The organism is Amycolatopsis ultiminotia (assembly GCF_039536925.1).
In the GTDB taxonomy this organism is placed as follows: Bacteria; Actinomycetota; Actinomycetes; order Mycobacteriales; family Pseudonocardiaceae; genus Amycolatopsis; species Amycolatopsis ultiminotia.
In genome coordinates, this window is record NZ_BAAAZN010000023.1 from 128332 (window position 1) to 148925 (window position 20594).

The following is a 20594-nucleotide window of genomic DNA, read 5'->3' on the forward strand; positions in this document are numbered from 1 at the left end:
CTAGCCTGACCCAGTCGGACGCAATGCCGCGATTCCGGGAGGTCGATGTGACGCAGAGGCAGGGCGATGCCGCACCGCTCGAGGCGCGCGGTGGCAGCGCACCCCGGTTGCGGGCGTCATGGCAGCGCAGCGCCCGGTACGGCGTGCCGGACGACGAGGTGAAGCCGGTCTTCACCGGTTCGGTCGACACCAGCTCGCTGCTGTACGAATGTGGCCGCGAGGTGCTGCAGGGTCTGCAGGCGACGCTCGCGAACGAGCCGGTCAGCCTGATGCTCACCGACAGCGAGGGCCTCGTGCTGAGCCGGATGTGCGGGGACACCGACATCACCCGCTCCCTGGACCGGGTGCATCTCGCCCCGGGCTTCTACTTCGCGGAGCGCAACGCGGGCACGAACGGTCTCGGTCTCGCACTGGCCGACCGGGCGCCGTCGCTGGTGCGCGCGGCCGACCACTACTGCACCAGCCTGCGCGGCTACACCTGCGCGGCGGTTCCGGTGCTCGACCCGCTGAGCGGGGGACTGGCCGGCAGCGTCAACCTCACCACCTGGTCGGAGCAGTCCTCCGAACTGCTGCTGGCGCTGGCGCAGACCGCCGCCGGGCACACCAGTGCGTTGATGCTGGCGCGTGCCTCCGGGCGGCGTCCGCGTCAGGTGCCGCGGGGCGAGGTCTTCCGGATGTACGCCGACCAGGTCGATCCGCCGCGGCTGTCGGCAGGCTGGGAGCACCCGCTGGTGGAGGTGCTGGACGCGATGCGGCGCGGGCAGACCGTGCTGGTGACCGGCGAGCCGGGCACCGGCAAGACGGCGCTGGCCGCGATGGCGCGCCGCGAGCTGCGCCCGCGCGAACGGCTGCTCAACGCACGGTCACCGGGGCAGGACGACGTGGCCGCCTGGCTCACCGTGTGGGCGCCCGAACTGGGCAAGGAACGCACCTGTGTGATCGTGTCCGGAGTGGACAGTCTGCCCGCATGGGCGGCCAGCGAGCTGGCGCACCGGTTTTCCACGGCGCACCGGGAAGCCGCGGTCGCCCCGTTCGTGCTGACCGCGGTCGATCCGGGTGCGCTCCCGGAGCCGCTGGTCGCGCACGTGGACACCGCGATCGAGGTGCCGCCGCTGCGGTTCCGTCCCGACGACGTGCTCCCGCTCGCCCGCCATTTCGCGCACCGGGTCCGCGGGCGCGAGGTCACCTTCACCGCGGCCGCCGCGCGGGCGCTGGCCGCCTACGACTGGCCGGAGAACGTCAAGCAGCTGCGCCGGGTCGTGCGCGAGGCGGCGGCGCGGTCCGAGGTCGTCGACGTGCCGCACCTGCCCGCCGAGGTGTTCACGAACGCGGGGCACCGGCTGAGCAGGCTGCAGGCGATGGAACGCGACGAGATCGTGCGCTGCCTTGCCCAGCCCGGCGCCACGGTGGTGGGCGCCGCGGCCGAACTCGGCATGGGCCGCGCCACGATCTACCGGAAGATGACCCAGTACGGCATCAAGGCGCGGCAGCTGCGGTCCTGACCGGGGAGGCACGCGTCGCCCCCGGCAGTTGCGGTCCTGAACCGCGGGTCGCCCGGTGGCGTCGGTCAGGGCCTGGCGCGGATGTCAGTGGTGGTGCGTGCTGGAGCTGCCGCTGTGCCCGTTGGCGACCACGAGGTACACGATTGCGGCCACCACGATCAGTGCGACCAGCACCGCGATCGCGATCTTCACCTTGCTCCACGGACGCTCGCCGTGCACCTCGCCGGTGCGGCCGTTGACCAGGATCTGCCAGTTCTTGCCCTGGTACACATACGTCGCAACCCACACCGGCAGCAGCATCAGCTTGAACGACACGTTGGCGTGCTGCGTGTCCACCGAGTGCACGCGCTGCGTGTCGCCACCGATGTCGTGCTCGCAGTCGTCGTGGATGACCACGGCCATCCGCCGTTTCGCCTCTTCGAACCCGGCTTCCGGTTCCACGTCGTAGCGCAGCGCGAAGTGACCGGCGAGGAACTGCTGTTGGTACGGGGCCGCCTCCAGCAACGGCCACGGCGCCAGCTTGTCTATCTCCGCCGTCGGCAGCTGGGTGCTGGCGGGCACCAGTACGTCGTCGAACGCCCGCTGCACCTGGCCGCGCGCGGGGTACCACCTGGTGCGGCGCACCTGGCGGGTCCGCCGCTCGCCGTTCACGTAGTGGGTCTCGGTGACGTAGTAGTACTCGCCGCGCTGCCCGGTGTAGAACGACCTGGTCTGCGAGTCGTAGGTCCAGTGCGGGAGGTAGGTGCTCTTCGTCGACTCGGCCGTGGTGACGTTCTTCAGCGCGTTCGGCGCGAAGCGGCGCGAGGACGTCCACTTCTTCAGGTGCGTGCTCACCGCGGACCGGTCGAGCAGGAACGGCAGCACTCCTTCCGGCACCAGCTGACCGGACGCCGCCGGGTCGATCACCAGCGGCGCGCCGCAGAACTGGCAGAGACTCGCCGTCTCGTTCGTCTCCGTCCTCGCCGCGCAGCGCTGACAGGCGAAGACGTACTTGCCGATGCTGCCCACCGGTTTGCGCGCCAGGTTCGCCAGCTCACCGAACGGGATCTCGCGGATCTGCCGGTCACCGGCGGTGATCTCCTGCCGGAACCCGCAGTACGGGCACTGCAGTGCGGTGGTGCCGGGCGCGAACTCCAGCCGCGCGCCGCAGCCGCCGCACGGATAGGTCGTGGCCGCGACCCCGGCCTGCTGGAAACGTGGGTCGGTCATCAGGTCCCCCGGAAGCGCGACGTCAGGACTGGGGCGGGAGCGGCGGCGGGCTCGCGCCGAGCAGCGGTGCGACCTCCGGCACCTGCCCGGCGGGGGTCCACTGCGCCATGCCTGCCTTCCAGACCAGGGTTTCCCCGGTGAGCGTGCCCGCGGTGACCTGCTGGCCCAGCTGGGTGCGGTCGAACGGCCCCAGCTGCTGCCCACCCGCGCCCAGGTACCACTGCTCGGTCTGCGGCAACGGCGGCGGCCCGGACGGCGGCTGCTGCTGGTACTGGCCGCCTTGCGGCTGCTGGTACTGCTGCTGCCCCTGCGGCTGCTGGTAGCCCTGTGGTGCCTGCGGTCCGGCGGCGCGCTGGCCGAGCGCCATGCCGAGGCCGACGCCGAGTCCCTCACCGGCGCCACCCGGGTTCTTCGCCGCGGCCTCGATCGCGTTCGCGGACTGGAACTGGGTGTACTGGTCGAGGTTGCCGACCACACCCATCTGGGTCCGCTTGTCGATTGCGGCCTCGACCTCGGGCGGCACCGAGATGTTCTCGATGATGAACTTCGTGATCTCGACGCCGACCGAGCGCAGCTCCAGGTTCAGCGCGTTGGCCAGCTTGTCGCCGATCTGTTCCTGCTGGGTCACCAGGTCGAGCATCGGCACGCCGGAGGCCGCGAGCGCGGGGCCGAGCTTGCCGATGATGATCTGGCGGAGGTACTCCGAGACCTCCTCGGTGCGGAACTGCGGGTCGGTACCCGCGAGTTCGCGCAGCAGCGCGACCGGCTCGACGACGCGCACCGCGTACCCGCCGAACGCGCGCAGCCGGACCATGCCGAACTCCGGGTCGCGCAGCACGACCGGGTTCTGCGTGCCCCATTTGAGGTCGGTGAACTGGCGGGTGTTGACGAAGTAGACCTCGGCCTTGAACGGCGAGTCGAAGCCGTACTTCCAGCCCTTGAGGGTGGACAGCACCGGCATGTTCTGCGTCTGCAGCGTGTACATCCCGGGCGGAAAAGCGTCGCCGACCTGGCCTTCGTTGACGAACACGGCCGCCTGCGACTCGCGCACGGTGAGCTTCGCGCCCATCTTGATCTCGTTCTCGTGGCGCGGGAAGCGCCATACGATCGTGTCCCGGCTGTCGTCGGTCCACTCGATGATGTCGATGAACTCGCCGCGGATCTTGTCGAAAATCCCCACGTCGTCCCCTCCGCCACGCACGGCTCGCGAAGCTCTTCCGGATCCGCGGGCGACTGTACCGCGAACGACCGGACCGGCGAGCCGATGGGACGAAGCCGGTACGTGCCGCGAGGTGAAATGGGCCGATTTGCCGGATTTGCCCGGGGTGGCCGGATCGGCGGGTTCCGGCGGCCACCGCGAGACCGGTTCGCCGAGGATCCCGCGGGACCGGTTCGCCGAGGCCCCCGCGCGACCGCGCCGGGGAAGGTACCCGACGTCGACGTGGTGGTTCAGCGGGCCGGCCGGCTCGGTCCTGGCGTTTCCCACTCGGCGCAAGCGGTCTCGTCCGCGCGGGCGGAGCCGTGCGGGCGGTCCGGGCGCCGGTGGCCGGGTTCACCCGACCGGATCGGCGTCGGCTCCGCTGTCCTCGCGCAGCGTGCCCGTATCGAGCCGCAGCCGCCGGTCGATGCCGAGTTCGGCGAGGAATCGCTCGTCGTGGCTGACCACCACGAACGCGCCCCGGTAGGCGTTGAGCGCGCTTTCCAGCTGGCCGGTGCTGACCAGGTCGAGGTTGTTCGTCGGCTCGTCGAGCAGCAGCAGCTGCGGGGCGGGTTCGGCGAACAGGACGCACGCCAGGGTGGCGCGCAGCCGTTCACCGCCGGAGAGCACGTCCACCGGCAGGTGCGCCCGGTCGCCGCGGAAGAGGAAGCGCGCCAGCAGGTTCATCCGTTCCGCGGGCGGCATTTCCGGGGCGGCGCCGGCGAGGTTCTCCGCCACCGTGCGGCCGGGGTCGAGCAGGTCGAGCCGTTGTGACAGGTAGGCGATCCGCCCGTCGACGCGGCGCAGCGCCCCGGAATCCGGCTCCAGCTCACCGTGCACCAGCCGCAGCAGGGTGGACTTCCCGGAACCGTTCGGGCCGGTCAGCGCGATCCGCTCCGGACCGCGGATCGCCAGGTCGACGCCTTCTCCGGAGAACAGGTCACGGACGCGCAGGTGCTTGCCGAGGAACAGCACACGGCCGGTCGGCACGGCGGTCTTCGGCAGGTCGAGGCTGATCTTCCGGTCCTCGCGCAGGGCCCGTTCGGCCTGGTCGAGCTTGGCCTTGGCCGCGCCGACCCGGGAGGCGTGCGTGCCGTCCGCCTTGGCCGCGGACTCCTGGGCGTTGCGTTTCATGGTGCCGGCGAAGATCTTCGGCAGTCCCGCGTCGGATGCGGTGCGTGTGGCGTTGCTCGCCCGGCGGGCCGCGCGTTCGCGGGCTTGCTGCATCTCGCGTTTCTCGCGTTTGACGTCCTGCTCGGCGTTGCGGATGTTCTTTTCCGCGACCTCGCGTTCGGCTTGGACGGCTGCTTCGTATTCGGTGAAATTGCCGCCGTGGAACCGGATCGCACCGGATTCGAGCTCGGCGATGCGGTCCATCCGATCGAGCAGCTCGCGGTCGTGGCTGACCACGACCAGGCAGCCGGACCAGCCCTCGAGCACGGCGTGGAGCTGGTCGCGGGCGTGCCGGTCGAGGTTGTTGGTGGGTTCGTCGAGCAGCAGCACGTCGGGTTCGCGCAGCAGCTGCGCGGCCAGTCCGAGTGACACGATCTGGCCGCCGCTGAGCGTGCCGAGCCGCCGGTCGAGGCCGACGTCGTCGAGTCCGAGCCGGTCGAGCTGGGCGCGGGTGCGGTCCTCGACGTCCCAGTCGGTGCCGATGGTGGTGAAGTGCGCCTCGTCGGCGTCGCCGGCCTCGATCGCGGCGATCGCCCGCAGGATCGCATCGGCGCCGAGCACCTCGGCGACCGTGCGGTCGCCGGTGAGCGGAAGGTCCTGCGGCAGGTAGCCGAGCACCCCGTCGACGGAGACCCGGCCCGCGGCAGGCGCCAGCTCCCCGGCGACGAGCTTGAGCAGCGTGGACTTGCCGGCCCCGTTGGGCGCGACGAGCCCGGTCCGGCCCGCGGGGAAGGTCGTGGACAGCCGGTCGAAGACGGGAGTGCCGTCCGCCCAGGAGAAGGAAACCCCGGACAGGACAACGCGGATTTCGGACATCGAAAAGCCTCACAGCAGCTCGGGCAGGGCGCACCCCGCACGGGAAGGATCGAAACGACAAGGACGGGGTGGCCACCCGGCTGCGCCCGAACACCGAACCCGCCCGGCCCCCGAACACTCACCGGGACCTGCACCCACCCCGCGCCGCACCGACCCGCGGAGCACGAGCACCTGCTGCGCTCCGCTCGGCCGGTGGGGCTGCCGTGGCACCCTGCTCGGCAGGCCGGTGGGGCTGCCTTGGCACCTGCTCGGCCCGGGTTGCGGGGTGCTGGCAGGTGTTCCGCTCGGCCGGTGGGGTTGCCTTGGCACCCTGCTCGGCAGGCCGGTGGGGTTGCCGTGGCACCTGCTCGGCCCGGGTTACGGGGTGCTGGCAGGTGTTCCGCTCGGCCGGTGGGGTTGCCTTGGCACCCTGCTCGGCAGGCCGGTGGGGTTGCCGTGGCACCTGCTCGGCCCGGGTTGCGGGGTGCTGGCAGGTGTTCCGCTCGGCCGGTCGGGTTGCCTTGGCACCCTGCTCGGTCCGGGTTGCGGAGCACGAGTACGTGTTCCGCCCGGTTGGCCGGTCGGGTTGCCGGCGTCGGCACCTGCTCGGTCCGGTACGGCCCTGGTTACGGGTGTCGGCACCTGCTCCGCTCGGCCGGTCCGGATCGCGCGGTGTCGGCACCTGTTCCGCTCCGTTCGGCGCGGGCGCGGGCACCGGCTGCGCCCGGTTCGGGTGGGGTGCCGGCCCGGTTGCGCTCGGCCGGGTCGGGTTGCGCGGTGTCGTGCCTGCGTGGGTCCGTTCGGCGCGGGTGGGGTTCCGGCGCCTGGTCCGCCCGGGGCCGGTCGCCCGGTGCCGGCGCTTGCCCGCCTCCCGATCGAGGCGGTTCGCCGGATCCGGTGCCGTCCAGGTGGGCCGGTGGCAGCTGCTTCCGCTGCCGAGCGGCCGGCCGCGTTGCCCTTCCGCTTGAGCCGCACCGTACGCCGGGTGCGGGCACCCGAAAGGTACGGCTGCCGCGGGCGGGCCGGTGCGGGAAGCGCAAGCGCTCACCTGGTGGCCGTGCGGGGCCGGCGTCGTCGTCGCGGCCGGGTGGCTGGTGCTGCCGGTGGTCGCGGCGCCGCGGCCGGGTGGTCGGTGCGAGCGGGGGCCGGTGCTACCGCGGTGCCCGCCACGTTCGGTGGTGGACGCCGGTGGCCCGTGCCCCGTGCTCACCCGGAGATGTCGTCTTCACCTGCCACTGCTCGAATTCCTTTCGGAAGTGTCCTTCGCCGCACCACGATACCCGGTGTCCTGCCCGGTGCGCACGGTACGCGGTCCCGGTCCGTCTACTTCGGACTCGGCGAGCAGGCGTGGCCGGGCATCCGGCGGACGTGCTACAGGCTCTGGCCCAGCCGTTCCAGCAGCGGCGCGGCGGTCTGCAGCGTGGCCAGTTCGGCCGGGGTGAACCCGGCGGTGAGGGACTCGGTGAGCTGCCGGATCCGGGCGTCCCGCTTGTCCTGCAGCACCTGTCGTCCGGCTTCGGTGAGGGAGACGATCATCTGCCGTCCGTCGTCCGGGTCGGGCGTGCGTTCGACGAATCCCCGCCGTTCGAGCCCGGCGATGGTGGTGCTCACCGCCTGCGGGGTGATCTGCTCGCTGCGGGCCAGCGCCGCGGTGGTGGCAGGGCCCTGCCGGTCGAGCAGCGCCAGCGCCGAGCGCTCCGGCAGGGACAGCTCGCCTGCCGCCGGGCTGTGCCGCAGCCGGCGCGTGACCAGGCCGACCGCGCCGTACAGGGTCGCGGCCAGATCGTCGACAGAGGACTCGGCGGACATGGCACGAGGCTAGAGCAGCCCCGGTTGCGGTGGGAACTCGTAGTCCCAGTCGAGCTCCCACAGCAGCAGGGTGCCGTCGGCCATGCCGGTGACGGTGCGATGCGCGTTCGGGGTCATCGCGGCGGAGGCGACGTAGGCCGTCTTGACCCGGTGCAGGCACTGTCCCGCGACCAGGTCCCACCAGCGCAGCGTCCCGTCTTCCCCGCCGGACAGGGCGTGCCTGCCGTCCGCGCTGATCGCGACCGAGTTGATCTGCGCGGTGTGCTCGGCGGGCAGCGTGCGTCCGGTACCGGCGGTGAGGTCCCAGGCGAAGACGGCGCCGCTGGTGCTTCCGGATACCGCGTGCCGTCCGTCCGGAGTCACCGCGACCGCGCCCACGCCTCCGTCGTCCCCGGTGAACGTGCGGAGGCATTCCCCGCTCTTCACGTCCCACCAGCGCATCGTCCGGTCGGCCGCGCCGGACAGGGCATGGCGGCCGTCGGCGGTGACGGCCACCGCGTTGATGTGCGCTTCGTGTCCGCTCAGCGTGCGCAGGCACCGTTCGCCGGGCAGATCCCACCAGCGCAGCAGACCGTCGGTGTTCGCGGACAGCGCGCGGCGGCCGTCGGGGGTGATCGCGATCGAGAAGCACATGCCCTCGGCCCCGATCGGGACCGCGGCCAGGTGCTTCCCGCGGTTCAGGTCCCACCAGTGCACGTGGTGGTTGCCGACGGACACCGCATGCCTGCCGTCCGGGGTGAGCGCGGCCGCCAGCGACCAGCCGTCGCCGCTGTCCAGCTCGTGCAGGCAACGGCCGGTGGTCAGGTCCCACCAGCGCAGTACCGAGGCCGCGGTGGCCGACAGCGCACGGCGGCCGTTGGACGTGATGGCTGCGACCTTCGCGAGGTGCCCCGGCGTCTGCATGCGCAGCGTCTGCCTGCTGCCGGTGATCGCGCTCCGCCGTCCACTGTGGCCGGTCCGCCGCCACAACTCGCCCAGCTCCGCGTTGTTCCCGAAACCGTCGATCGCCCGTGCGCCACGCAGTTCCTCCGCTGCGGCAAGCGGATCGCCCCGGTCGAGCAGCGCCCGTGCCGCGTCGACGCGGTGCTCGAACTCCTCGGCCTGCACACCGAGATCCACTGTGGACCGTGGACGGCTGTACCACCACGGTGCCGGACTGCCCGGCACGAGGTCCCGCCACCGCACCGTCTTGTCGAAACCGCAGGACACCGCGGTCCGGCCGTCGGAGAGCACGGTCGAGCAGGTGAGCGTGTCGCCGCCGACGAAGGTGCGCAGGCAGCGTCCGGTGTCCAGCTCCCACCAGGTGAGTTCGCCGGCATCGTTGCCCGCGATCACGGTGTGCCCGTCCGGGGCAACCGCCACCGACAGGACCGGCGAGGAGAGAACGTCGATCACCCGGTGCCGGTAGGTCAGCACCAGACGGCACCGGCCGGAAGCCAGGTCCCACACCCGGACCGTGCCGTCGCGTCCACCGGAGAGGAACCCGCCGGGCATCAGCGCGAGCGCATACACCGCACCACGATGGCCGGTCAGCACCCGCCGGGCTTCCCCGCTGCCGAGGTCCCAGGAACGCACTGTGCCGTCTGCACCGGCGGACAGCGCGGTGCGGCCGTCCGGCAGCACCGCGACCCGGTTGATCCCGCCTTCGTGTCCGGACTGCCTGCCCAGCCGTTGTCCGGTGACCGGATCCCACCACCACAGCGCACCCGCGGCGTCTCCGGCCAGCGCGAGTTCTCCGCCTGCGGACACCGCGACGCAGTGGAACGGCGTGCCCCGCTGCCCGGAGAAGGTGTGCAGGCACCGTCCGGTGGTCAGATCCCACCAGCGCACCGTGCCGTCCGTGCCGCCGGAGAGGACGTGCCGTCCATCCGGGGACAACGCCACCATGGTCACGAGATCGGTGTGGCCGGTGAGCACGCGCAGGCATTCCCCGGTGCGCAGGTCCCACCACCGCACGGTCCGGTCCTCGCCACCGGAGACCGCGTGCCTGCCGTCCGGCGAGACCGCCAGCGGACAGGTCTTCCCCTCGTGCCCGGTCAGCTCCAGCGGGGCACGTTCGGCCGGTGCCTCCCGGGTCACGGTGGCGCGGGCGGTCGCGACCTCCGGGTCGCCGGGCGCCGCCTCGTCGAGGCATGCCCTGGCGGCTTCGGGGTCGCGGCGTTCCTGATGCACCAGGCCGAGTGCGTACGCCAGTTGCGTGCGGCGCGGATCGTTTTCGGGCAGGGCGAACCGGAACCGCTCCAGTTCGTCGACCAGTTCCAGGTCGGTGATCTCGGCTTCCCGCCACCGGCCGAGCTGTCCGTTGAAGGTGGCGTCCAGATGCTGCGGGTCGGCTTCCAGCGCGTGCGCCCAGAATTCTTTCGCGGGCCCGGCCAGGCCGAGGTCGAGCATGGACAGCGCCTTGTTGTTGTACCCGTCCGCGAGCACGGTCACCGGTCCGGCCGCGGTGCGCGGATAGGGCCGCCCGACGTGCGTCGGGTAGACGGCGACCAGGCGCTCCGCCAGCAGGCCGAGGTCACCGGGGCGAGCCGCCGGGTCGGTGGTGAAGCATTCCCGCAGCAGCGTCGCGACCTCGGGTGGCATGGTGGGCCGGCCGGACGGCGGCGCCGCGGCGAGGTAGGCCTCCAGCGCCTCGCCGGCGACTGCTCCCAGCCGCCAGGTCACCTCGCCGGTGAACAACTCCAGCACAGTCACCGCCCACGACCACACGTCGCTGCGTCGTCCGGCGCGTTCCCCGCTGTACTGCTCCGGCGACGCATACGCGGGCGTGAGACCGCGGTGGGTGACCAGGATCGACTCCGTGCCCGCCGCGCCTTCGTCCGCTCCGGACCGTTGCTGTGCACGGGCGAGCCCGAAGTCGGTGATCTTCACCAGCCCGTCCGGGGTGCGCAATGCGTTGCCGGGCTTGACGTCCTGGTGCACGACCCCGGCCTGGTGCGCGGCCCGCAGCCCCCAGGCCAGCTGGATGGCGACGTCGAGGACCTCGGCCAGCCCGCGCAGCCCGCCGTCCCGCAGCGCCTCCGCCACCGTGCCGCCCTCGACGAATTCGGCGAAGATCCGCGGCACGCCGCCCAGCACCCGGACGTAGTGACACGCGCACACGTGCGGATGCGGTGGCAGCCCGACCCACACCTCGGCCTCGTCGACGAACGCCTGGATGCCGGACAGCCACATCCGCGGCAGCGGGCTCTTCACCGCGAGGTCCAGCCGCCAGCCGAGGTGCCGCACCCGGTGCACGACGCCCATCCCGCCCGCGCCGAGCTGCTCCTCGATCCGGTACGTGCCGAGCACGGTCTCGCCGACGTCCCACACGACGTCGGCGGAGTCGTCCCCGGTCAGGGTGGGGCCCGCCGCCGGGCGGCCCGGCCGTGCCTGCCACTGCATCCCGATCACCTCATCCGGCGGATTCGTGGTTCCAGTCGAGCGCCCAGCCGATCAGCGTGCCGTCCTTGCTGCCGGTGAGCGCCGACCAGGCGTCCAGGGCGAGGGCGGCCCCGCACAGTTCGTCGTCGTGCTCGGTGAGCACGCGCAGGCACCGGCCCGAGCGCAGGTCCCGCAGGCGCAGGGTGCGGTCCGCGCCCGCGGTGAGCGCGTGTGCCCCGTCCGCGGTCACCGCCAGTGCGAGCATCGGGCCTTCGTGCCCGGTCTCCGCGCCGAGGTACTTTGCCTGCGGCAGCTGCCAGCGCTGCAGATTGCCACAGGTCTCCCCGGACAGTGCGGTGCCCGCGCCCGGTGTGAGGGCGACCACCCGGGAGGCACAGCTGTGGCTGTGCAAGGTTTTCCGGCATTCCCCGGTACCGATGTCCCACCACCGCACGGTGGTGTCGGAGCTGCCGGACAGGGCCTGCCTGCCGTCGGCCGTGATGGCGACCGCGTTCACCGGTTCGGTGTGCCCGGAAAGGATGCGCAGGCATTCCCCGGTGTGCAGGTTCCACCACCGCAGTGTGTGGTCGGCGCTCGCGGACATCGCGTGGCCGTCCGCGCTCAGCGCGACCGCGGTCACCTCGTCGGCGTGCCCGGAAAGGATGCGCAGGCATTGCCCGGTGCGCAGATCCCACCAGCGCAGCGTCTGGTCCGAGCTGGTCGAGACCGCCGTGGTCCCGTCCGCCCCGAAGGCCAGCGAGGTGAGCGCGTCCTCGTGTCCCGGCAGTTCGGCCAGGCACTCGCCGGTGGTGAGATCCCAGTGCCGGAGCACGAAATCCCAGCCCGCCGCCACCGCCCGCCGTCCGTCGTCGGAGAGCGCGAGCGAGGTGAGCCCTGCGGGATGCTCGATCGTGCGGACCCGGCGGATGTCCGTGAACTCGGTGCGCTGCCGGTACCGGCCCGCCTCCCGCCACAGCTGCTGCGCTTCGGGGTGGCGCGCGTAGCCGTGCACGGCGCGGGCCGCCCGCAGCCGCGCGGTCGCGGCCGGCACTGCCGCGTTCGCCAGGAGATCTCGTGCTCCGGACAGCTGGGCGCGGAACTGCTGTTCGCGGGATTCGAGGTCACCGGCATTGCTTGCCGGACTGGCCTGCCACGGTGCCACCCTCGGCTCGGCCTGATCCCATACCCGGACTTTCCGGTCCGTGGCGGTGGAAGCGACCCGCCTGCCGTCGGCGGTGAGGTCCACTGCGAGGACGAGGTACTCGTGCTCGATGGTGCGCACGCAGCGGCCGGTGCCGAGATCCCAGCACCGCGCCGTGCGGTCGAGGCTCCCGGTGGCGGCCTGCCTGCCGTCGGCCGAGAGCGCCACCGACCAGACCGGGCTGGCGTGCGCGGTGAGCGTGCGCAGGCATTCCCCGGTGCGCAGATCCCACCAGCGGACGGTCCGGTCGTTCCCTCCGGTCAGCGCATACCGGCCGTCCGGGGTGACGGCCACCGAGTGCACGTTGTCGGTGTGGCCGGTGAGTGTCTGCAGGCAGGTGCCGGTCTTGAGGTCCCACCAGCGCGCCATGCTGTTGTTGCCGGCGGCCGCGACGTACCTGGCGTCCGGCGTCATCGACACCGACAGGATGCAGACCTTTTCTTGCGTGACAGTGCGCAGGAGCTTGCCGCTGCGCAGGTCCCAGTGCCGCAGGAAGCCGTCCTCCGCGCCGGTGACGGCGTACCGGCCGTCCGCGCTGATCGCGACGCCGCGCACGCACCGCTGGTGCCCTTCGAGTATCTGCACGCACCGTCCGGTGCCGAGATCCCAGCAGCGCGCCGTGGTGTCGGCCGAACCGGACAGCGCGTACCGGCCGTCCGGCGTGATCGCGACCGACCAGATCTCGTCGGTGTGTCCGGTGAGCTTGTGGACCTTGCCGCCGCGGCCGGAGTCCCACCAGCGCAGCACGCCGTCCTCGGCGGCCCATACGACGCGTCCGCCGTCCGGCGTGCCGGCCACCGAGTACAGCCAGCCGGAGTCGGTCCGGGCCGTCAGCGGCGGATCGTCGTCCCGTTGCTGCCCGGTGCGGGTGTCGCCGCGTTCGCGGTCGACCAGTTCGGCCAGCAGCCGGATGTGGTCGCGGTCGCCGGGCGCGGCTGCCTGCTCCACCGCGGCCATCCGGCGCAGCAGCTCGTCGTCGGTGATCCGCGCGGTGCGCCAGTGGTGCAGACCGAGGTTGAACGTCGCGTCCGGGTGCCGCGGGTCGGCCTGCAGCGCCCGTTCCCAGTACTGCTCGGCCGCGGCGTGGTCACCGGCCAGTGCCAGCGAAAGCCCGCGGTTGTTCCACTCGTCCGCGGGTGGCTCGACCGGCTTCGGTTCGGCGCGGAAGTACGGATTGCCGGTCGTCTGCCGGTGGATCTCGACGAGCCGGTCCGCGAACTCGCGTGCGGTCGGGGTGCTGCCCGGATCCGGCAGCAGCGGTCGCTGCGGTCCGGAGAACAGACCCGCGACCACTGTCGCCAAGGCTCGCACGTCGTCGGACGCGCCGTTGCCCAGCGGCCGCAGGGCGCCGAGTTCGGCCAGCTTGACGATGCCGTCGGAAGTGCGGATTGCGCTGGTGGCCCGCAAGTCGCCGTGTGCAATGCCGGCGTCGTGCAGTGCCTGCACCGCCCATGCGAGCTGGACGGCTGCGTCGAGGACCGCGTCCACGGTGGTGAACCGTCCGCTGCCGGCCGCCGTCGCGAGGTCTTCGCCGGGTGCGTCTTCGAGCACCATCCGCGGGTGTCCGTCCTCCAGGCGGAGGCCGTGAAAGGAGCGCAGATGGGGATGCGGCGGAAGATCCAGCCAGGCCCTCGTCGACGCCAGCAACGCCGCGGCCTCGGCTCGCCCGGCATCGGTGTCGGCCGGTGCGACGGGCGGGGGTGCAGAGCGTTCCGGTGCTGTCTCCCGCTTTCTCCCGAACAGCCGCCAGGTCTTCGGCACCGCGGTCCTCCTCCGTTCGTGACCTGCCGCAAGGTTGCCACGGTGGGCCGGGAGGGGTCCCGCACCGGCGGATCACGATCCGGAAGATAGCGAACCGGGTGTCCGCAAGAGGTCCGGTTGGCCGCTTGCGGACACCCGGCGATCAAGCGCCCGGAGTCACCGGGCGGTCACGGTGAGCGGCTGCCCGAGTGGCTGGTTCTCCACCCGGACCGTGAGCACCTGCTTGGTGCCGTCCCACGACCCGGTGGCCGGATTCCCGTTCACGGTCACGTTCGCCGGTTCGGCCGTCAGCCCGGTGAGCGCCACCGTCCACGTGCGCTGCGCGGGCTGCCCGGCGTACTCGCCCTTCGCCGGGGCGACGCTCAGCGTGTGTCCGCCGTCCTTTTCGGCGTAGGTGATCTCCGTGGTCGCGCTCCGGTCCGCGTGCCCGCCGTCGTCCTCGTACAGCGAGAAGCTGCCCGGTGCACCCGCTGCCGCGGTCACGGTCAGCTGGTCTGCCGTCGCGTCATGGGCGACGTCGGCGGTGTGCGTGGCCAGGATCCCGCCTGCCCGCAGGAAGACCGGCATCGTCCCCAGATCCGTGGACACGCTCTGGGTCGTGCCGCCCTGGTAGGTGCGGCCGGTGAAGTAGTCGGTCCACTGGCCCGGCGGGAACCAGACCGTGGTGTCCGCCTTCGTGCCCGGTGTGCTCACCGGTGCGACGAGCACGTCCGGCCCGTAGAAGTATTCGCTCGACGCGGCCGAGTACGCGGCGGGCTCTTCCGGATACTGCAGGTAGGTCGGTCGCACCACGGGCACACCGGTCGTCGACGCCTCGTGTGCGAGCGAATAGCTGTAGGGCACCAGGTTTTCCCGCAGGTTCAGGAACTTTGCAGCCGATGCGTTCGCTTCCGGCCCGTACTGCCACGGCAGCCGGTCGCTGTGGTTGCTGTGCAACCGGTCGATCGGCTGGAACGCGCCCAGCTGCACCCACCGCGCATACAGATCGTCGGGGAGCTTCCAGGTCTGCTTCTGCTGCCCGTCTTGGTCGATATAGGTCTCACTGCCGGCCAGGCCGGTGGTGTCGACGTGGCCACCGATGTCGTGGCTGACCGCGGACAGCCCGGTGGCGGCCGATTCGTTCGGCGTCGCACCGACTTCCATCGCCAGCGTGCCCCAGGTGGACAGGGTGTCCCCGGTGAAGTGCACGGTGGTGCGCTTGTCCGCCCACGGACCGGTCGGCACCGAGGTCGGGTTGCCGTAGCCGCCCGCCTGCATCGAACCGTAGGCCCGGGAGAGCACGAAGCCGCGTCCGGGCGTGTTCGCCGCGTAATGCTGGTTGATCCACGCGTCCGGGGTGACTCCGGCCAAAGTGGACTGTGACGCGTCGCAGCACCAGTCGAGCCACCAGAAGTCGTTGCCCGCCTTGGTGAGGTCGGTGTGCAGGTCCTGGTAGGCCTTCAGCTGGTCGGGATCACCCCAGTCGAATACACGGCAGCCGTCGCCACAGCCGGGTGCCAGCTTGCCCTTCGCGGTTTCGCTGGCCTTCGCGTACTGCGGATCGGATTCCTGGATGCTCGGGTGCACGTTCAGCGTGGTGTGCAGGTCTTCGCCGTGCGCCCAGGCGAAGAACTCCTGGGGATCGGGGAACTTGGCCTTGTCCATTTCCCAGCCGTTCCAGGTGTCCGGGGATTTGAAGTCGGTGTCGACCACCAGTACGTCCAGCGGCACGCCTTCGGAACGGAAACGGGGCAGGACGGTGTCGCGGTAGTCGGCTTCGGTGCGGTCGATGTACTCGGAGTACCACACGCCGTACGCCCACCGCGGCAGCAGCCCCGGCGGGCCGGTGAGCTGCGACAGTGCCTGGAGCCCGCCCTGGTAGTCGTGTCCGAAGCCGAAGAAATAGCCGTCCTGGTAAGGCTTTCCGCCGTGTGCCGGGCGCTGGGTCACCTTGCCGGTGCTCTGCTCGTAGAACGCCGACGACGTGTCGTCCAGCAGGTACCAGCCATCCTGGTGCAGCAGGCCTTCGGCCGTCGCCGGGGTGCCCTTCGCACCGTCGACACCGTCGTAACCACGCCGGTAGCGGCCCAGCCCGAAATGCGGCTGGGGAGTGGTTTCGTCCAGGCCGGTGACCGAAAGCGTGTCGGCGTTCACGTGGCAGCTGGCCTCGTCCGGGCAGCCGAACGTGACGTCGTCGGTCCCTGCCTTGAGGTCGAGCCGGATGGACGCGGTGCTCCAGGTGTCCCAGTCGGTGGTCGGCGGCAGCTTCAGCTGCTGGGTGACGCCGCCGGCGGTGACGTCCACGGTCCGCGTGTCGTGCACGCCGTCGCCGCCGGTTCCGTTGGCGTAGCGCAGGTGCAGTGCGTAGGTGCCGTCCGCGGGCACGTTCTCGATCCGCTGCCCGAAACCCGCGCCCTGCTTCAGTTCGGCGGCGAATCCGGTACCGGCGTAGCCGGTGTGGTCGGTGGCGATCTCCGCCTGGCCGGACATCCGGCCGTCTTCGGCTTCACAGCTCGTGCCGAACCCGCAGCCGCCGATCGCCCGTGCGGACGCCGGTGGGTACTGCGCGCCTTGATCCAGCACCGCGAGGCTGTCCACGTTTACGTTGCCCGAGTCGCCCGGTGCGCGGGTGAGCGCGATCGTGTGGTGCCCGGCGCTGAGCGGCACGGCTGCGGACGCGACCGACCAGGTGTCCCAATCCGCGGTCACCGGCAGGTCCAGTTTCTGCGCCGCCCCTCCGTCGACCGACACGCTCAGCGTGCGCGTGACGTGCTGGTCGTCGCCGCCGACGCCGTTGGCGTAGCGGGTGGAAAGGGGGTAGGTGCCGTCCGCGGGGACCTCGGCGTCGGTGGACACCGTGGCACCGTCGCCTTCGAAACCGGCCAGGAATCCGGTGCCGGTGTAGCCGCCGTGATCGGTGGCGACGCCGGCCCCGTCGTGGGCCAGGTCTTCCGCCTCGCACAGCGCACCCGCCGCGCAGGTGAGATGCCGCCACGGTGCGGCGGTCACCTGGGTCTGCCCGGTGGTCTGCCGCACGCTCAGGTTGCCCGCGCCGAACGGGCCCGACCCCAGCCGGTAGCTGAGGTTCAGCGCGCTGGTTTTGATGGTCAGCACTCCGTCGGTCACCGTGGAGGTGAACGGGGTCTTGGTGAAGGATCCGCGGCCGATCGCGTTGTAGGTGACGGGATCCGCGAAAGCTCCGTCGCCGGCGTACTCGGTGCGGATCAGCGTGGGGGAGAGCACCTGGAACCGCGCGTCGTCCGCGGTGACCGTCTGCGCCCGCACGGACGCCGTCGCGGGCGGCGAGGCCAGCCCGGTGACCACGACACAGGCCGCGGCGCCGAGGATGCCGATGCGCTTGAGAATTCCTGCCGTTGACCGCAAGACGCTCTCCGTTCCGGAGCTCGAGCCAGTTTTACAACGTTGGAAAAATTCGCCGGATCGATGACAGCACAATGCCGCCCGACATGTCCAGATCATCCGGGAAAACTGCCCGGACAACCTCCCCGGACGGCCCGGATCGCGGTACTACCGGCTGGCCTCGGCCGGTATGCACCGGCAGGTCAACCGCGCTCTCACGGTATAGCTTGTCGACGTGCGCTGGTCTCTGGGGAGGTGCGGTCGTCCGCTGCCAGCCCGATGAGGAGGAGTTCGACGAGTCGGTGCAGGTGCGTGGCGGAGTGCGCCAGACGGAACGAGGCAATGGCGCTGAGGCACACGCGTACGTCTGCCGCTGTGATGTCCGGGCGCACTGCGCCGGACTCGCGGGCGCGGTCTACGAGCTGTTCCATTGCGCTTGCCTGTTCGCGGCGGTCGACAGCGAAGGCTGCCGCCGCCGGGTGGGAACCGAACAGAGCCTGATTCAGCCCGCGGTCATGCAGCCGGTGCTCCGCGAAGCTGTGTACGGCGCCGCTGAGCGCGCGCCAAGGATCGGGCTCGTCCAGAGATGCCTGCATCTCCCCACGGCATTCCGCGACCAGCTCAGCGAGCGCCGCCGTGACGAGGTCGGTGCGTGCCGGGAAGTGCCGATGGACCGTGGCGATGCCCAGACCGGCGCGGCGGGCGATCTCCCGCATCGGCAGGTCGAGCCCTTCGTCGGCGAAGGCGGCGCGGGCAACGGCGATGAGATGGCGACGGTTGAGCTCCGCGTCGGTGCGTGGTTTCCGAGTCACTTCGATCTCCGCGATTCTCATTTCAGCCTGATACGGAACACCTGCTCCACATCCATGTTTACCGTAACGCAGCGCCCGGAAAATCCGGGCAGGAGAGGTGATCATGCAAGCAGTACAGTTCGACCGTTTCGGTTCACCCGACGTGCTCGGCGTCCGCTCCGCGCCCGAGCCGCACGCAGGCACGGGCGAGGTGCGCATCGCGGTCCGCACCAGCGCGGTGTCGCCGGTCGACCTTGCGCTGCGGGCCGGTGATTCACCCTCACGCGAGAGCCTTGCCCTGCCCCACATCCCCGGCGTGGACGCAGCCGGCGTGATCGACGAGGTCGGCGAGGGCGTCGAAGGCTTTGCCATCGGGGACGAAGTGTTCGGCGCCGTCGATGTCGCCCGGCTGGGCGGGGCGAGCGCGCAGTTCGCCGTTCTGGCGTTCTGGGCGGTGAAGCCGGCCGCGTTGTCCTGGGAGGAGGCAGGTGCCGCCGGGACGAGCGTGGAGACGGCGACCCGTGCTCTGGACCTGCTCGGCGTGCGAGAGGAGGCGGATACGACATTGCTGATCGACGGTGCGACGGGTGGTGTCGGGAGCATCGCCGTGCAGCTGGCCGTGGCTCGCGGAGCCCGTGTCGTCGGGACCGGCCGCCCCGGCAGCGAAGAATTCCTCTCCGGTCTCGGCGCGACCCCCCTGCCCTACGGGCCTGGCCTGCCCGAACGGGTTCGCGCGCTCGGCATCTCACGCGTCGACCACGCGCTGGACGTGGCCGGAGCCGGCTCGCTCGATGAACTCATCAGTCTCACCGACGGACCGCCGTCGGTGGTCACCCTGGCGGATTTCACCGGCCCCAGCCGTGCGGTGCGCCTCTCCCTCGGCCAGCTCGGCGGTCAGCCCGACGGGCGCCACGGACTCGCCGTCGCCGCAGGTCTCGCCGAAAAGGGACTGTTCCACGTACCGGTCCAGGCGGTCTTCCCGGCCGGCCAGGCGGCCGAAGCACACGCCGCGGCGGGGACCGGCCCCCGCCGCGGGAAGACCGTCATCGATCTCACGGCGCTCACGCCTGGCCGATGACGCCGGTCAGGTGAGACCACCATCCCCGATTCCCGCCGGCTCACGGAATCTCTGATGCGCGCGGGACAACATACCCAGCGCCGGTAAGCCACTCGCTCCCGCACGACGCCATCCCCGGGACGGTGGACTGCTCTGCTTGCGAGGACGCCTCCGCCGCAAGCCGCGGCGCCAAGCCGTTGACCGCCCGACGCGGTGTTCGACCAACGATCGCCGGGCGGTTGCTGTTCGCCGCCCGGCCGGGCTTTCAGTCCCGTTTGCGCACCGTGTCGACGAACCGGCGGGCGACCTCGCGGAGTTTGGTGTTGGTGGACTGGGATTCGGCGATCAGGCGTTGCATCGCGGCGTCCTCGTCGATCCGGTGGATCGCCATCAGCATGCCCTTCGCCTGTTCGATCACACCGCGGGAACGCAGCGCCTGGTCCAGCTGGTCGGCGCGCAGCTGGGCCTCCCGGTACCGCTGGGCGGTGCGCAGGCCGAACCCGACCACCGTGGTGTAGACGGTCAGCACATCGCTTTCGAGGGTGCGGAAACCGCTGTCACCGAAGCCGAACAGGTTCAATGCGCCGGTCACCGTCTCGTCCGCCCGCAGCGGCGCGGCGAGGTAGCTGCCGACGTCGAACTGCTTGGCCGCGGCGACGAAATCCGGCCAGACCTCACCGGCCTCCGGGACCGAGATGCGCACCACCTCGCCGGTGGCCGCGGCACGCAGGCACGGTCCTTCGCCGATCGTGTACTGCGCCCGGTCGATCTCGTCGGCGCGGGGATCGGTCGAGGCGGCGGTCTCGGCCTGCCCGTCGTGGATGGCGGTGATGCTGGCCAGATCCGCCTCCGGGATGGCACGCACGGCCTCCGCGCAGATCGTGCTGAAGACAACGTTTTCCTGGTCGTCGTGCTCGAGTGCCTGGGTCAGCTCGCGCATCGCCGAAGCGAGTTCGTCCAGCCGCTCGGTCATGTCCGGCCCCCTCGATCCACCCGAGGCGCCGCTCCCCCGCGGAGGGCGCACCCACAGTGGGTTCCACCGCACGGCTGCTCGGAAACCCGCGAAGTCGCCGCCACTGCCCGGTCCCGGCCACAGTGGACACTCCGGCCGACCGGCCCGGCAAGCAGGACGAGGCTGCCTATAGCGGACACAACTGGCAAAACGCCAGGGATTTGCCATCGTATCACCCGAAAGAGGGATACCGGAGGGCAGTGACAAGCCCGCCAGGCGGGTGTCTCATGTGGTGATCCTGCTGTCGACGACGACCGGGAGGCTTTGCATTATGACCGAGCAGTCCCCAGCGTTGGACAATCTGCTCACTGAGAGTCGTACGTTTCCTCCGTCGGAGGGGTTTGCCGCGCGGGCGAACGCGACGGCGGGGTTGTATGCCGCCGG

General features: G+C 71.3%; 11 protein-coding genes. 2 read left to right on the forward strand and 9 right to left on the reverse strand.

What is annotated here, in order from left to right; all coding sequences use genetic code 11:
• Nucleotides 1-47 precede the first annotated feature (47 nt).
• On the forward strand, nt 48-1502 hold the full coding sequence (locus ABD793_RS36905) for an AAA-type ATPase lid domain-containing protein (protein WP_344868089.1): 1455 nt from the start codon (nt 48-50) through the stop codon (nt 1500-1502).
• A gap of 84 nt (nt 1503-1586) precedes the next feature.
• Here ABD793_RS36905 and ABD793_RS36910 read toward each other — a convergent pair whose 3' ends face one another.
• From ABD793_RS36910 to ABD793_RS36945, 8 genes are all read right to left on the reverse strand, one after another.
• Nucleotides 1587-2711 (reverse strand): TFIIB-type zinc ribbon-containing protein, encoded by a 1125-nt coding sequence (locus tag ABD793_RS36910; RefSeq protein ID WP_344868090.1) that lies wholly within the window; start codon nt 2709-2711, stop codon nt 1587-1589.
• A 22-nt stretch (nt 2712-2733) separates the two neighbouring features.
• The gene (locus tag ABD793_RS36915; protein ID WP_344868091.1) at nt 2734-3891 is read right to left on the reverse strand and encodes an SPFH domain-containing protein; all 1158 of its coding nucleotides are present in this window, start codon (nt 3889-3891) and stop codon (nt 2734-2736) included.
• A gap of 372 nt (nt 3892-4263) precedes the next feature.
• Nucleotides 4264-5898, reverse strand: coding sequence for an ABC-F family ATP-binding cassette domain-containing protein (locus tag ABD793_RS36920; RefSeq protein ID WP_344868093.1), 1635 nt, complete (start codon nt 5896-5898; stop codon nt 4264-4266).
• 1350 nt (nt 5899-7248) lie between these two features.
• Complete coding sequence (locus tag ABD793_RS36925) at nt 7249-7686, reverse strand: MarR family winged helix-turn-helix transcriptional regulator (protein WP_344868094.1); 438 nt, start codon at nt 7684-7686, stop codon at nt 7249-7251.
• A gap of 9 nt (nt 7687-7695) precedes the next feature.
• A complete protein-coding gene (locus ABD793_RS36930) occupies nt 7696-11070 on the reverse strand; it encodes a WD40 repeat domain-containing serine/threonine protein kinase (protein ID WP_344868095.1) in 3375 nt (1124 codons plus the stop codon).
• A gap of 10 nt (nt 11071-11080) precedes the next feature.
• Nucleotides 11081-14011 (reverse strand): protein kinase, encoded by a 2931-nt coding sequence (locus ABD793_RS36935; protein ID WP_344868096.1) that lies wholly within the window; start codon nt 14009-14011, stop codon nt 11081-11083.
• A gap of 156 nt (nt 14012-14167) precedes the next feature.
• The gene (locus tag ABD793_RS36940) at nt 14168-17374 is read right to left on the reverse strand and encodes a TIM-barrel domain-containing protein (RefSeq protein WP_344868097.1); all 3207 of its coding nucleotides are present in this window, start codon (nt 17372-17374) and stop codon (nt 14168-14170) included.
• A 191-nt stretch (nt 17375-17565) separates the two neighbouring features.
• Nucleotides 17566-18267: a TetR/AcrR family transcriptional regulator gene (locus ABD793_RS36945; protein ID WP_344868098.1), complete on the reverse strand. Its 702-nt coding sequence runs from the start codon at nt 18265-18267 to the stop codon at nt 17566-17568.
• On the opposite strand from ABD793_RS36945, the gene ABD793_RS36950 reads away from it, so the two are divergent.
• Nucleotides 18266-19219: an NADP-dependent oxidoreductase gene (locus ABD793_RS36950; protein WP_344868099.1), complete on the forward strand. Its 954-nt coding sequence runs from the start codon at nt 18266-18268 to the stop codon at nt 19217-19219. The genes ABD793_RS36945 and ABD793_RS36950 overlap by 2 nt on opposite strands.
• A gap of 244 nt (nt 19220-19463) precedes the next feature.
• Here ABD793_RS36950 and ABD793_RS36955 read toward each other — a convergent pair whose 3' ends face one another.
• Complete coding sequence (locus ABD793_RS36955; protein ID WP_344868100.1) at nt 19464-20171, reverse strand: ANTAR domain-containing protein; 708 nt, start codon at nt 20169-20171, stop codon at nt 19464-19466.
• Between the last annotated feature and the right edge of the window lie 423 nt (nt 20172-20594).